Origin of the sequence: Flexivirga oryzae (assembly GCF_014190805.1) — a bacterium.
GTDB lineage: Bacteria > Actinomycetota > Actinomycetes > Actinomycetales > Dermatophilaceae > Flexivirga > Flexivirga oryzae.
The window spans coordinates 986,034-999,356 of sequence record NZ_JACHVQ010000001.1 but is presented as its reverse complement, the minus strand read 5'-3'; the positions used below and the strand labels follow the sequence as shown (position 1 = coordinate 999,356).

The window sequence follows — 13,323 nt, the reverse complement described above, 5'->3', positions numbered from 1 at the left end:
TCCGACCGCTACTCAGCCCGGCAGCACAGCTCGGCGGTACCAGTCGAGCGCGTCATCGAGCGCTTCCGGCAGTTCCGCCAGCTCGGGGTGCCAGACCTTCTCCCACTCCAGGGACCACCACAGACTCCCCCGATGGGGCAGCTCCGCCGCGATCCGGTCCAGCGGAAGGTCGCCTCTCCCCACGGCACGCAGAGCACCGTCCGGCCCGGCATCCGCGTCCTTGATCTGCACGTACCCGAGCCAGGGCGCCACGGCCTGCAGCGTGTCGACCGGGTCCTCCCCCGCACGCCACGGGTGCAGCGCGTCCCAGATCACCTCGACCCCGTGCTCCGGCAGACGCTCGTCCAGCGCCCACAGGATCGCCGCGATGTCCGCACCCCGTGGATGGGAATCGTGTGTTTCCAGGCCGATCCGCACACCGAGTTGATGTGCGAGCGGAGCGATCTCGGTGAGTCGGAGCACCGCGCGCTCGTCACCCTCGGCGCCGGCGCCACCCGGCCCGGGGAAGACCCGCAGGTAGCTCGCACCCAGGTCGGACGCGAGCCGCAGGTGGTCGGAGGCATCCCGCGCGAAAGCCTCGTCGTCGCCCAGCTCGCACACGCGCAGGTAACTGGCGAGCGCCAACACCTGCACACCCGCGGCCGCGCACTGCTCGCGCACCGCGGTGCGCTGCTGGTCGTCCAGACCGATGTGGACGACGGCGTCGGGTGCCGCACGCAACTCCAGCCCGTCGACACCACGCGACGTCGCCAGCTCGAGCACCTCCTGCAGGGTGCGGTCGGGACAGCCGAGGGTGGAGAACGCGAACGGCATGCGAGTGTCCTTTCGTCGGCGCCGGGCTCAGGCGCGCCTGCGCGGCGTGCTGTCGCGCAGCACGACGGTGCCACGCACCGGCTCGGTCGCACCTCCAGTGTCGTCGTCCAGCGCGACATCCAACAGTCGGCGACCGATGTCGCGCAGCGGGAGCGACACCGTGGTCAGCCCCGGAGTCACGTCCTGCAGCATCTCGATGTCGTCATACCCGGCGACCGCGATGTCACGGCCCGGCTCCAGACCGGCACTCCGGATCGCCGCCATCGCGCCGACGGCCATCACATCGGTGACCGCGAAAACCAGCTCGGGCCGTGTCCCGGACGCGAGAAGCCTTGTCATCGCGTCGAATCCGCCGTCGCGTGACAGCGCACCGGCAAGTTGCCGTGCTGGAGGGACCGGGCAACCTGCCTTCTCCATCCCGGTCAGGAAACCGATCGCACGCTCGGCGGCGGTCAGCAGTTCAGCGGGCCCGGCGAGGACGGCCGTATCCCGGTAACCGAGGCCGAGCAACTGCTCGGCGAGCGCCCCGGCGTTCGCCCGGTGCGCCACCGGGACGCCGACGAAACCGTCCGGTGCGTCACCGAGGAAGGCCACCCCACCGCCATACGCACGCACGCGGTCGAGTTCGGTGGCCATGCGTCCGTCCGCTGCCGGATCCGTGTGTCGGCTGACCGTCATCAGCACGGCCCGGGGCCGACCTCCGCGCAACACGGAGAGCGAGTCGACGACGCGGTCGACCTCGACCCCCACCGACGCCATCGTGACCACCAGTTGACGCTCCCCCGCCGCCTCCGTGATGCCGGCGGCCACGGCCGCGAAGTAGGGGTCGGCGATGTCGCCGAGCACCACGCCGACGGTTCGGGTCGCACCGCGGGCGACCGCCTGTGCCTGTTGGTTGGCGGTGTAGCCCAGACGTTCCGCCGCCGCGCGGACCCGCTCCCTCAGCTCCGGACGGACAACGCGTTCACTGCCGTTGAGCGCACGGGACGCGGTGGCGAGAGAGACGCCGGCCCGCGCCGCCACATCGGACAACGTGACCGAACCACTGGTCGGACGCTCTCTGTTCACGACACGTCACCCTACGGCCTCCGGGCCGCTGCGCGCGGGGCCGGATCGGTGGTGGGCACGATGTGGCAGGGTGAAACGGTGCAGCCCGCCGTCGCTTTCGTCATGCCCGATCACACCTTCCGACGCGCGTTCACCGCGGCCGAGATCGACCGCATCGCCCGAGCAGGACGCTTGCTCCGGGAGACACCGATCGAGACCTTCGACGACCCTGCCGACCGGCACGTGCTGGTGGACGCCGAGGTGTTCGTGACCGGTTGGGGGACACCCCCGATCGGAAGCGCCACCCTCGACCTCGCACCACGACTGCGCGCCATCGTGCACGCCGCCGGATCGGTGAAACACCATGTGACACATGCGTGTTGGGAGCGCGGCATCCTCGTCACCTCTGCGGCCGACGCCAACGCGCGGCCAGTCGCGGAGTACACGGTGGCGATGATCCTGCTGGCCGGCAAGAACGTGCTGCAGATCGCCCGCGCGCTCCACGAGCGACGCGAAGCGTTCGAACCCGACGCGCTGTTCCCACGAATGGGCAACTACGGCAAGCGGATCGGCATCATCGGCGCATCCAAGATCGGCCGCGACGTCATACAGCTGCTTCGGCCGTATGACGTGCAGGTGGTCGTCAGCGACCCGTTCCTGCGCCGCGCTGAGGCTGAGGCCCTCGGGGTCGAACTCGCCGAGTTGCCAGAGCTGCTCGCCACCTGTGAGATCGTCAGTCTGCACGCGCCCTCGCTGCCCGAGACCCGTCATCTGCTCGATCGGGCGGCGCTCGGGCTCCTCCAGCCCGGCGCCACGCTGATCAACACGGCCCGCGGCGAACTCGTCGACCAGGACGCGCTGGTGGACCGGGTGCACGAGGGCGACATCTTCGCGATCCTCGACGTCACCACGCCCTGGACGCTCCCGCCCGGCCATCCGTTCTACGACGCCCCGAACGTCCTGCTGACCCCGCACCTCGCCGGGTCGCTCGGGGTGGAGCTGACGCGGCTGGCCGACGCGGCCGCCGACGAGGTCGAGCGCATCGCGGACGGGCGCCCGCCAGCGCATCCGGTCGACGGCGCGACCCTGTCGATCACCGCCTGATCTGGCCGTCACCCTCGACGATCCACTTGGTGCTGGTCAGCTCCTGCAGACCCATCGGGCCGCGGGCGTGCAGCTTCTGGGTGGAGATGCCGATCTCGGCACCGAAGCCGAACTCTCCCCCGTCGGTGAACCGCGACGACGCGTTGACGGCGACGACTGCGGCGTCCACCTCGGCGACGAATCGCCTTGCCGCGCCACGGTCTTCGGTCACGATCACCTCGGTGTGCCCGGAGCCGTAGCGGTCGATGTGCGCGATGGCCGCGTCCAGGTCGTCGACCACGGCGACGCTCAGCTGCAGGTCCAGGTATTCGGTGGCGAAGTCCTCGTCCGTCGCCGGTGTGTATGGCGTGCCACCGCTCTCCGCGAGCGCCGACGCACGCTCGTCGGTGTGCAGCTCGACGTGGGCAGCCGTGAGGGCGTCGTACAGGGCGGGCAGGACCGCATCCGCCACGTCACGGTGCACGAGCAGCGACTCGGCGGCGTTGCACACGCTCGGCCGGTGCGTCTTGGAGTTGAGCGCGATCGCGACCGCACGCTGCGGGTCGGCCGCCGCGTCGATGTAGACGTGGCAGTTGCCGACGCCGGTCTCGATGACCGGCACCGTCGCGCCCTGCACGACGGCCTGGATCAACCGGTCGCTGCCCCGCGGGATCACCAGGTCGACCAGCCCGCGCGCGGTGATGAGCGCGTCGACGTCCTCGTGTCCGCCGTCCAGCAACTGGACCGCATCGGCGGGAATGCCCTGCTCCACCAACGCCTTCCGCAGCACGTCGACGATCACCCGGTTGGTCTCGGCGGCGGCGGAACCTCCGCGCAGGATCATCGCGTTGCCGCTCTTGAGGCCGAGCCCGGCCGCGTCGACGGTCACGTTGGGCCGTGACTCGTAGATCATGCCGACCACGCCCATCGGCACCCGCACCTGACGCAGCTGCAACCCGTTGGCCAGGGTGGAGCCGCGCACGACATCACCCACCGGGTCGGGCAGCGCCGCCAGCTGCCGCAGCGCGTCGGCGATCGCGGCGACCCGCTCCGGCGTCAGACGCAGCCGGTCCTGCAGCCCCTCGGCCATGCCACTCTCGCGACCGCGTTGCAGGTCGGTGTCGTTGGCGGCCACGATGCGGTCGGTGGCGGCGAGCAGGGCATCGGCGAGCGCGCCCAGGGCGGCGTCCTTGTCGGCGCGGGTCAGGACGGCGAGGCGCTTGGCGGCGGCTCGGCCGGCTCGGCCGGCGGCCTCGATGCGGGCCGCGGTGTCGGCCGGCGAGTGCTCGATCGTGGTGCTCATGTCATTAGGGTACGAGCGCAAGGCGGTGGCACGTCATACGATCCTCACGTTATGGACACCTCGCACGCTTCCCCGATCGGCCGGCTCGGCTACCTCACGGTGGCGAGCCGCGGCGAGGCCGGCCCGGGCGAGGTGGTGGTGCCGATCCGGGGCGGCAGCGAGACGTTCACGGCATACTCGGCCGTGCCGTTGCCGAAGGACCAGCAGGTGTATGTCGTGGAAGACCTCGGCGGGCGCGAAGTGACCGTCGTCGCGTGGGGCGAACGCCAGGATCCGCTGCTGATGCTCTGACGGAACCAAACGCAGGCACCGCACATCGCACCGGCGAACCCGCACACCCGGCGCTCGGTGTGCGGTGGTATTCCAGTGTGACGACCCGACGGCCGGACCGGCGGGCGCTCAGGGGAAAGTGAAGGACGAACATGTTTGGATATCGGGTCCCGCAGGCCGATCAGGCGATGCTGATCTCCGGTGGACGAGGCGGGGCCGCCGCCGCGCCGTTCAAGGTGGTGACCGGCCACGGGGCGTTCGTGATCCCGGTCTTCCGCAAGGTGCAGTTCCTGACGTTGTCCCTCTTCGAGGCCGAGGTCGAGGAGCCGTGCGTCACCAAGCAGGGCATCGCCCTGACGGTGCGGGCCGTGATCGCGGCCAAGGTCGGCAACGACACCGAGTCGATCGTCAACGCCGCGCAGCGGTTCCTGTCCGACCAGCACCAGATGCCCACCCTGACCGGTCGCATCTTCGCCGGCCACCTGCGCTCGATCATCGGCTCGATGACGGTCGAGGAGATCATCACCGAGCGGCAGAAGCTCGCGACCGAGGTGCTCGACGGTTCCAAGGGTGAGATGGCCAAGATGGGCCTGATCGTCGACGCACTGCAGATCCAGAACATCGACGACGGCGGCCTCGGCTACATCAAGGCGATGGCCGCACCGCACAACGCGCGGATCCAGCAGCAGGCGCAGATCGCCCAGGCGAGCGCCGACCAGGCGGCCGCCGAGGCGCAGCAGGAGTCGTTGCGGCAGCAGGCCAAGTACCAGCGGGACACCGCGATCACCCAGGCCGGCTTCGCGGCGGAGACCCAGGCGGCGCAGGCCAAGGCGGCGCAGGCCGGCCCGTTGTCGGAGGCGCAGGCGCAGCAGGAGGTCATCAACGCCAAGACCGAGCTGGCCCAGCGGCAGGCGTCGCTGCGTGAGGAACAACTGGTCGCCGAGGTGATCAAGCCGGCACAGGCCGACGCGGAGAAGCTGCGGATCATGGCCAAGGCCGAGGCCGAACGGACCCGCATCCAGGCGGAGGCCGCTGCGAGCAGCAACCGGGTGGCCCTCGACCAGGCGCTGATCGACCAGTTGCCGCAGATCGTCGAGAAGGCGGCGCAGGGGCTCGCCGGTGCGAAGGTCACCATGCTCAACGGCTCGGACGGGCTGTCCGACATGATCTCCGGCCTGGCCGCACAGGGTGTCGCGATCTTCGACGCGCTGCGCGGCGAGGTCGGCTCGGACAAGCCGCTCCAGGACCTGCCGGCGACGCGCGAGCGCAAGGAGATCTCGGGCAAGGGCGGCGTGAACGACATACCCACGGACTGAGTCCTCGCGCCGTCGGGTCGGGTCGGGCTCGGGCTCCCCTGGGGGGACCTGTGCGCGGGTATGGCGGCGCGCGGCGTACCGCAGTCCCCACCGGTGGAGAGCTATGCACGGCCCGGAGGCCAAAACCCGTACCGCAGTCCCCACCGGGGAGACCTATGCACGCGAATCCGGCTCCCGGCGTACCGCAGTCCCCACCGGGGAGACCTATGCACGGTCCGGAGGCCAAAACCCGTACCGGAGTCCCCACCGGGGGGACCTGTGCACGGTCCGCCGCCGCGCGCCGCTCAGCCCTCGCGCGAGGAGAACCGCCGCTGCTGCCGGAAGACACCGATGAAGACGACGATCACGCCGGCGACGGTGAGATAGAGGCTGTACTTGGCCAGCTGATTGACCAGGTCCTTGGCCGGCTCCCCCATCTGGTAGCCGGCATACATCCACAACCCGCGGTAGACCAGACCGGCGAGGAAGTCGATGAACAGGAAGCGCCGCAACGACATTCGGGCGTCGCCGACGAATGCGTAGACGATCGAGCTGGGCAGTAGCGGGATGAACCACACCAGGAAGACCGCCGGGCCGCCGAAGCGTCGCGCGATGCTCTCGGCGTAGTACGCGGTGCGCGCCGCCCACTTGGAACGCGAGGCGATCATGTCGATCACGCCGCGCCCCCACAGGCGCCCGGCCCACCACCACAGCCAGTCGAACTTGATCGAGGTCAGCGACGCCGCGATGATCGCCGCCCACCACAGCGGGTGGTGCTCGCCGACCCGCAGCAACGCGCCGATGTCGACCATGGCGATGTTGGAACCGCTGAAGCAGGCCAGGATGTAGTCCCGTGCCGGCACGCCGAAATTGCCGAGGATCCACGGCCGCACCGGGATGGTGAGCATCCCGTAGGCACCCGTGGCGATGATCAGCCCGATGCACCACATGTCGGCCCGGCGGGGCTTGCCCTTCCACGGCATGCGCGGGTCGTCCCACCACTCCTTGGTGGGTGGCTCCTGCGTGACGGCCTCGTCGGCCATCCGCTCGGCGTCCTCCCTGGACACCGGCGTCGGGCGGCTCGGCTCGTCGGCGGCGGTCACGTCATACATCCTTGCTCATCCGTCTCGATACCCCTGCAGCTCATCGCGTCCGGCTGATCGCCCGGCGGGGCAGCACCGCCAGGTCGTCGCGGTGCACGACCTCACGCTCGTATGCCGGGCCGAGGGTCCGTGCCAACTCGTGCGTGTTGCGGCCGAGCAGGTCGGGCAGCTCCTTCGCGTCGTAGTTGACCAGTCCACGCGCCACGACGCGACCGGACTCGTCGACAAGATCAACGGCGTCGCCGCTCGAGAAGTGCCCGCTGACCGACCGAATCCCAGCCGGCAGCAAGGATTTCCCGCGCCGGGTCACAGCCTCGACGGCCCCGGCGTCCAGCGCCAGCTTGCCCTGGGGCGACGTCGCATACCGCAACCACAGCTGGCGGGCGCTCGGCCGCCTGCCCTGCGGCGCGAAGATGGTGCCGACGTCCTCTCCGGCCAGCGCCTGCCCCGCGAGCGGCGCCGCGGTCAACACGGTCGGCACGCCCGCGGCGGTCGCGATCTGCGCCGCCTCGATCTTGGTGACCATGCCACCGGTGCCGACCGACGACCCGGTGCCACCGACATCGATGGCCTCCAGGACGGACTGGTCCCGGACCACCCCGATCCGGGTGGAGCCCGGGTGCGACGGCGGGGCGTCGTACAGGGCGTCCACGTCGGAGAGCAGCACGAGCGCGGCAGCGTTGATCAGGTGCGCCACCAGGGCCGCCAGCCGGTCGTTGTCACCGAAGCGGATCTCGTGGGTGGCGACCGTGTCGTTCTCGTTGATGACGGGGACGACGCCGAGGGCGAGCAGCCGCTCGATGGTGCGCCGCGCGTTGACGTAGTGCCCGCGACGGGTCACGTCGTCCGCGGTCAGCAGGACCTGCCCGGTGGTCAGGCCGTGTTGCCCGAAGGCCACGTTGTATGACGCCAGCAGCGCCCCCTGGCCGACACTCGCCGCGGCCTGCTGGGTGGCCAGGTCCCGGGGGCGACGACGCAACCCCAGGGGGACCATGCCCGCGGCGATCGCGCCGGACGAGACGAGCACCACGTTGGCGCCGGCCAGCCGACGGGCGGCGAGCGCGTCCACCAGCGCGGTCAACCGGGCCGGGTCCAGGCCGCCGTGCGGACCGGTCAGCGAGCTCGAGCCGACCTTGACGACGACGGTCTCCGCGGACGCGACCGACGCACGCAGACGACGTGCGGACTCCTCACTCATCGGAGTCGATCTCGACCGGATCGCGGTCGGTCCACAGACCGGCCTTGCGCTCGCGGTCCAGCTCCTCGCGGGCTTCACGCTGGGCGTCCTTGCGGCGGTGGAACTCGTCGCGCTTCTCCGAGCGGGTCGCCCGGGTGCTCTCGTCCAGGCGCAGGTCGGTGCCGCGCGGGCCGAGCAGCTCCGCACCGGTGGCCATGGTCGGCTCCCAGTCGAAGACGACCGAGTTGTCGGCGGGGCCGATGAGCACCGTCGAGCCGGGGACGGCCCCGGCCTTGAACAGCTCCTCCTCGACGCCGAGCCGGTTCAACCGGTCGGCCAGGTAGCCGACCGCCTCGTCGTTGGCGAAGTCGGTCTGGCGCACCCAGCGGGTTGGACGCTCTCCGACGATCCGGAAGACCTCGTCGTTGCCCTGCCGCTCCTTGCGGACGGTGAAGCCGGAGTCGTCAACAGCCTTGGGGCGCACCACGATCCGCTGCGGCACGATCGCCGCCTCGATCTCCTGGCGGGCCTGCTCGACGTGCCGGGCGAGCGAGAAGCTGAGCTCCTTCAGGCCGATGTGCGCGACCGCGGAGACGATGTGCACCTCCAGGCCGCGAGCCTCCAGGTCCGGCTTGACCATCTCGGCGAGCTCCCGGGCATCCGGCACGTCGGCCTTGTTGAGCACGACGATCCGGGTCCGCTCGGACAGCGGTTTGCCACCGAGCGAGTCGTCCGCGACATACTCCGCGAGCTCCTGCTCGATGACGTCCAGGTCGGTCATCGGGTCACGGCCGGGCTCGAGCGTCGCGCAGTCGACGACGTGCACGAGCACCGAGCACCGCTCGACGTGCCGCAGGAACTCCAGCCCGAGCCCCTTCCCCTGGCTGGCGCCGGGGATCAGGCCGGGCACGTCGGCGATCGTGTAACGCTGCGAACCCGCAGTGACCACACCGAGATTGGGCACCAGGGTGGTGAACGGGTAGTCGGCGATCTTGGGTTTGGCCGCGGACATCACCGAGACCAGGCTGGACTTGCCCGCCGACGGGAACCCGATCAGCGCGACGTCCGCGAGGGTCTTGAGCTCGAGGGTGATGTCGAGTTCTTCGCCGGGCTCGCCGAGCAGCGCGAAACCGGGCGCCTTGCGACGCGGCGAGGCCAGCGCCTTGTTGCCGAGGCCGCCGCGTCCGCCGCCGGCGGCCACGAACGTCGTGCCCTGGCCGACCAGGTCGGCGAGCACGTCACCGCGGGAGTTCTTGACGACCGTGCCCTCCGGCACCGGCAGCACCAGGTCGGCGCCGTCGGCGCCGTTGCGCTCGTCACCGGCACCGGGGCGGCCGTTCGGCGCGCTGCGGACCGGGCTGTGGTGGTATTCCAGCAGGGTCGTCGACTGCGGGTCGACCTGGAGGATGACGCTGCCGCCCTTGCCGCCGTTACCGCCGTCCGGGCCGCCGAGGGGCTTGAACTTCTCCCGATGCACGGACGCCACGCCGTGCCCGCCGTGGCCCGCACGGACGTGCAGCACCACGCGATCGACGAAGTTGGTCGCCACGTGTCTCTCCTTGCTGGTGGTGTATGACGGCGAAGGGGCGGGTCCGGAAAAGTCGGACCCGCCCCTTCCACCTCACGGTGTTGCCGGCTGAAATGAGCCGCCGATCAGGCGTCGGCGCTCTCGGTCAGCACGACGTTGACGGTCTTGCGGCCGCGCTTGGCGCCGAACTGCACGGCGCCCGCGCGCAGCGCGAACAGCGTGTCGTCCTTGCCGCGGCCGACACCCTCGCCGGGGTGGAAGTGCGTGCCGCGCTGGCGGACGATGATCTCGCCGGCGTTGACGACCTCGCCACCGAAGCGCTTCACGCCGAGTCGCTGTGCGTTGGAGTCACGACCGTTGCGGGTCGAGGACGCACCCTTCTTGTGTGCCATGTGAGTAAGCCTTTACTGAAGAGAAGTGGACGGTGTTCAGGCGTTGATCTCGGTGACCTTGACCTGGGTCAGCGGCTGACGGTGACCCTGGCGCTTGCGGTAGCCGGTCTTGTTCTTGTACTTCATGATCGTGATCTTCGGGCCCTTGGCGGCCTTCACGACCTCGGCCTTCACGGAGACCTTCGCCAGCTTGGCGGCGTCGGACGTCACCGTGGTGCCGTCGACCAGCAACAGCGGCGTGAGCTCGATGCTCTCGCCCGGCTGCGCGGACTGCTTGTCAATGATCAGCACGTCGCCCACGGAGACCTTCTCCTGGCGACCGCCTGCGCGAACAATCGCGTACACGTCGGAACTCTCTTTCGTCATGGATGCGCACTTGTCTTGGACCGGCAGGCAGCTACCCCGAAGATCGGGACGCCCGCGCGGTGGGCACACCGAGGCACGAGTTTACGGGCCCGGCAGGTGTTGCTCCAAATCCTTGTACGCCGACCCGTCACTCGCCGTCGGCGACCGGCGGTCCGGCGGGTGCGACCACCCGGGCGCGCTTCTTGCGCTTGGGCTTGACCGGCTCGGCTGCTACAACCTCGGCGTCACCGGTGTCCGTGCCGGCGACCACCTGCGATCCCTCGCTCGCGACCGTCGTCACCGGTGCGGCGACCGGCACGTCGATGTGCTGTGCGGCGCCCGCGGCGGACGTCGCCCGGCGGCGCGCCCGCCCGGTGAGCTTCCGGCCCGCGGGCTCCGGCTGGGCCACCGGTTCGTCGGCAGCGGCAGCGTCGTTCGCGTCGTCCTGCTCGGAGTCGGACGCGTCCGAGCCCGGCCGCTGGGACCCGGCACGGCCGGTGACCACCGGTGCGGCGCCGGTCGCCGGGTCCGTGTCCGGCGTCGGCGCCGTCTCGGTCGTCAGCGTCGTGTCGGCCGTGTCGGTCCGCTCGGCCACCGGCCCGTCGGAGGTCTCGACGGCCTCATCGGTGGCTTCGTGGCTCTTCGCGGGTGCCTGTGCCGCGGCGTGTGCGGCGGCGGCGATCTGCGCCGCGGTCGGGCCGCTGGACGGCTTCGGCGGCTCCTCGGCGGTCTTCTTCCCCCGGCCCTTGCGGGACTTGCCGCCGCCACCGCCACTGCCGCCGCCGGACGGCTTGTCGACCGGCTCGGAGTGGATGATGATGCCGCGGCCACCGCAGTGCTCGCAGGGTTCGGAGAACACCTCGACCAGGCCGGACCCGACGCGCTTGCGGGTCATCTGGACCAGGCCGAGCGAGGTGACCTCGGCGACCTGGTGCTTGGTGCGGTCGCGACCCAGGCACTCCAGCAGCCGCCGCACGACCAGGTCACGGTTGGACTCCAGCACCATGTCGATGAAGTCGACGACGATGATGCCGCCGATGTCGCGCAACCGCAACTGCCGCACGATCTCCTCGGCGGCCTCCAGGTTGTTCTTGGTGACCGTCTCCTCCAGGTTGCCACCGGAGCCGACGAACTTGCCGGTGTTGACGTCGATGACGGTCATCGCCTCGGTGCGGTCGATGATCAGCGAGCCGCCGCTCGGCAACCAGACCTTGCGGTCCATCGCCTTGGCGAGCTGCTCGTCGATGCGGTGCACGCTGAAGACGTCGGTCTCGCCGGTCCACTTCTCCAGCCGCGGCGCCAGGTCGGGGGCGACGGAGCTGACGTAGTCGTGCACCTGCGACCAGGCGTGGTCACCGGACACGACCAGCTTGCTGAAGTCCTCGTTGAAGACGTCGCGGATGACCCGGACCGTCAGGTCGGGTTCGCCGTGCAACAGGCTCGGCGCGCTCGCCGACGTGGCGTCCGCCTGGATCTTCTCCCACTGCGCCTGCAGCCGCTCGACGTCGGCCCGCAGGTCCTCCTCGCTGGCACCCTCGGCCGCCGTACGCACGATGACGCCGGCGTCGCTGGGCACGACCTCCTTGAGGATCTTCTTCAGCCGGGACCGCTCGGTGTCCGGCAGCTTGCGGGAGATGCCGGTCATCGAGTTGCCCGGCACGTAGACCAGGAAACGGCCGGGCAGGGACACCTGGCTGGTGAGCCGGGCCCCCTTGTGACCGATCGGGTCCTTGGTCACCTGGACCAGCACGGTGTCGCCCCCGGAGAGGGCGTTCTCGATGCGCTTGGCCTGGCCGTTCTCCAGCCCTGCGGCGTCCCAGTTGACCTCACCGGCATACAGCACGGCATTCCGGCCGCGCCCGATGTCGACGAACGCCGCCTCCATGCTGGGCAGGACGTTCTGGACCTTGCCGAGGTAGACGTTGCCGGCCATCGAGGCCTGCTGGACCTCACGCGAGACGTAGTGCTCGACGAGCACCCCGTCCTCCAGCACGCCGATCTGGATCCGGCCGCCACGCTCGCGCACCACCATCTGCCGGTCGACGCTCTCGCGGCGGGCGAGGAACTCGGCCTCGGTGATGACCGTGCGGCGCCGGCCGGCCTCGCGGCCCTCCCGGCGACGCTGCTTCTTGGCCTCCAGGCGGGTGGAGCCCTTGATGGCCGTGACCTCGTCGCGCTCCTTGCGGGGCTCGCGGACCTTGGTGACGGTGTTTGGCGGGTCGTCCCCGTCCGTGGCGCCCCCGCTGCGGCGGCGCCGCCGGGTCCGGCGCCGACCGCTGCCCTCGGACTGGTCGGAGCCGTCGGAGTCGTCCGACTTGTCCGCCTTGTCCGAGCTGTCCTCGGCGTCGCTGGGCGTGTCCGACTTCTGGTTGTCCGAGCCCTTGGCCTTGTCCTTCGGGGCCTCGTCCTTCGGCGCGTCGGCGTTGTCCGCGTCGTCCTTCGCCCGGCGGCCGCGACCGCCGCGGCGCCGGGAGCGGGTGCCGCCCTGCGCGTCGTTGTCGGCGTCACCGTCGGAGGTGCTCGCCGGGGCCTCGTCGGGCTCGTCGGCCTGTTCCGGCTCGCGGCGCGGGGCGCGTGCCTCGAGATCGGGGGCCTGGAAGAGCAGGCCGAAGTTCATCGCTGCCGACGTCGGCGAGGTGGTCGCGCCCTCGTCGGCCGCGGGGTCCGCATCGCCGGAGGCCGGTGCGAGGAAGGGTGTGGAGTCTTGCGGGGCCATGGCCCTCATTTCTTCTCAGCATGCGGGTGACCCACAACGAGGCAACGCCTGCACACCCGCATGTCGCGGTTGGTCGGTCACTCACAACCGAAACGCTCGGCGCGGTGACGCGAAGTCAGCTGTTACGTCACGGCCGGGGCTCGCGTCGTGGCGCGTCACCGTCCGGTCGGACGCCGCCGGTCGAAGCGTTCGGCTGATCGCGAGGTCTCGCGGGCTCAAACGCCATTCCAGCGGGGCGTCAGGCAGGTTGT

The 13,323-nt window shown here is 70.6% G+C and carries 12 protein-coding genes; 3 read left to right on the top strand and 9 right to left on the bottom strand.

Annotation, left to right across the window (positions count from 1 at the left end):
- Positions 1 to 12: 12 nt before the first annotated feature.
- Both FHU39_RS04550 and FHU39_RS04545 read right to left on the bottom strand, forming a co-directional pair.
- Positions 13 to 813, bottom strand: coding sequence for a sugar phosphate isomerase/epimerase family protein (locus FHU39_RS04550; RefSeq protein ID WP_183319265.1), 801 nt, complete (start codon positions 811 to 813; stop codon positions 13 to 15).
- A gap of 27 nt (positions 814 to 840) precedes the next feature.
- Entirely contained in the window at positions 841 to 1,881 is a 1,041-nt protein-coding gene (locus tag FHU39_RS04545) for a substrate-binding domain-containing protein (protein ID WP_183319264.1), read from the bottom strand.
- 60 nt (positions 1,882 to 1,941) lie between these two features.
- Here FHU39_RS04545 and FHU39_RS04540 point away from each other — a divergent pair, with 60 nt between their 5' ends.
- The gene (locus FHU39_RS04540; protein WP_246336161.1) at positions 1,942 to 2,964 is read left to right on the top strand and encodes a hydroxyacid dehydrogenase; all 1,023 of its coding nucleotides are present in this window, start codon (positions 1,942 to 1,944) and stop codon (positions 2,962 to 2,964) included.
- On the opposite strand, the gene FHU39_RS04535 is transcribed toward FHU39_RS04540, so the two are convergent.
- The gene (locus FHU39_RS04535) at positions 2,954 to 4,246 is read right to left on the bottom strand and encodes a glutamate-5-semialdehyde dehydrogenase (protein WP_183319262.1); all 1,293 of its coding nucleotides are present in this window, start codon (positions 4,244 to 4,246) and stop codon (positions 2,954 to 2,956) included. The genes FHU39_RS04540 and FHU39_RS04535 overlap by 11 nt on opposite strands.
- 51 nt (positions 4,247 to 4,297) lie before the next feature.
- On the opposite strand from FHU39_RS04535, the gene FHU39_RS04530 reads away from it, so the two are divergent.
- Entirely contained in the window at positions 4,298 to 4,537 is a 240-nt protein-coding gene (locus tag FHU39_RS04530) for a hypothetical protein (RefSeq protein WP_183319261.1), read from the top strand.
- A gap of 131 nt (positions 4,538 to 4,668) precedes the next feature.
- On the top strand, positions 4,669 to 5,832 hold the full coding sequence (locus tag FHU39_RS04525) for an SPFH domain-containing protein (protein WP_183319260.1): 1,164 nt from the start codon (positions 4,669 to 4,671) through the stop codon (positions 5,830 to 5,832).
- 284 nt (positions 5,833 to 6,116) lie between these two features.
- Here the strand turns inward: FHU39_RS04525 and FHU39_RS04520 are convergent, their stop codons facing one another.
- The 6 genes from FHU39_RS04520 to FHU39_RS04495 all read right to left on the bottom strand — a co-directional run bounded on the left by FHU39_RS04520 (position 6,117) and on the right by FHU39_RS04495 (position 13,072).
- Positions 6,117 to 6,923, bottom strand: coding sequence for a DedA family protein (locus FHU39_RS04520; RefSeq protein ID WP_221185127.1), 807 nt, complete (start codon positions 6,921 to 6,923; stop codon positions 6,117 to 6,119).
- A gap of 31 nt (positions 6,924 to 6,954) precedes the next feature.
- Complete coding sequence (gene proB / locus FHU39_RS04515) at positions 6,955 to 8,112, bottom strand: glutamate 5-kinase (RefSeq protein ID WP_183319258.1); 1,158 nt, start codon at positions 8,110 to 8,112, stop codon at positions 6,955 to 6,957.
- Positions 8,105 to 9,640 (bottom strand): GTPase ObgE, encoded by a 1,536-nt coding sequence (gene obgE / locus FHU39_RS04510; RefSeq protein WP_183319257.1) that lies wholly within the window; start codon positions 9,638 to 9,640, stop codon positions 8,105 to 8,107. The genes proB and obgE overlap by 8 nt, the downstream gene beginning before the upstream one ends.
- 104 nt (positions 9,641 to 9,744) lie before the next feature.
- A complete protein-coding gene (rpmA, locus tag FHU39_RS04505) occupies positions 9,745 to 10,011 on the bottom strand; it encodes a 50S ribosomal protein L27 (RefSeq protein WP_183319256.1) in 267 nt (88 codons plus the stop codon).
- A gap of 36 nt (positions 10,012 to 10,047) precedes the next feature.
- Positions 10,048 to 10,356 carry a 50S ribosomal protein L21 gene (gene rplU, locus FHU39_RS04500; RefSeq protein WP_183320888.1) on the bottom strand — a complete coding sequence of 103 codons (309 nt, stop codon included), beginning with the start codon at positions 10,354 to 10,356 and terminating at the stop codon, positions 10,048 to 10,050.
- 148 nt (positions 10,357 to 10,504) lie between these two features.
- Entirely contained in the window at positions 10,505 to 13,072 is a 2,568-nt protein-coding gene (locus FHU39_RS04495; protein WP_246336160.1) for an Rne/Rng family ribonuclease, read from the bottom strand.
- Between the last annotated feature and the right edge of the window lie 251 nt (positions 13,073 to 13,323).

Excerpts from the sequence above, each read along its gene's own strand:
- FHU39_RS04550 (WP_183319265.1), bottom strand. The coding sequence starts at position 813 with ATGCCGTTCGCGTTCTCCACCCTCGGCTGTCCCGACCGCACCCTGCAG.
- FHU39_RS04540 (WP_246336161.1), top strand. The coding sequence starts at position 1,942 with ATGTGGCAGGGTGAAACGGTGCAGCCCGCCGTCGCTTTCGTCATGCCC.
- FHU39_RS04535 (WP_183319262.1), bottom strand. The coding sequence starts at position 4,246 with ATGAGCACCACGATCGAGCACTCGCCGGCCGACACCGCGGCCCGCATC.
- FHU39_RS04530 (WP_183319261.1), top strand. The coding sequence starts at position 4,298 with ATGGACACCTCGCACGCTTCCCCGATCGGCCGGCTCGGCTACCTCACG.
- FHU39_RS04525 (WP_183319260.1), top strand. The coding sequence starts at position 4,669 with ATGTTTGGATATCGGGTCCCGCAGGCCGATCAGGCGATGCTGATCTCC.
- FHU39_RS04520 (WP_221185127.1), bottom strand. The coding sequence starts at position 6,923 with ATGTATGACGTGACCGCCGCCGACGAGCCGAGCCGCCCGACGCCGGTG.
- proB (WP_183319258.1), bottom strand. The coding sequence starts at position 8,112 with ATGAGTGAGGAGTCCGCACGTCGTCTGCGTGCGTCGGTCGCGTCCGCG.
- rpmA (WP_183319256.1), bottom strand. The coding sequence starts at position 10,011 with ATGGCACACAAGAAGGGTGCGTCCTCGACCCGCAACGGTCGTGACTCC.
- FHU39_RS04495 (WP_246336160.1), bottom strand. The coding sequence starts at position 13,072 with ATGGCCCCGCAAGACTCCACACCCTTCCTCGCACCGGCCTCCGGCGAT.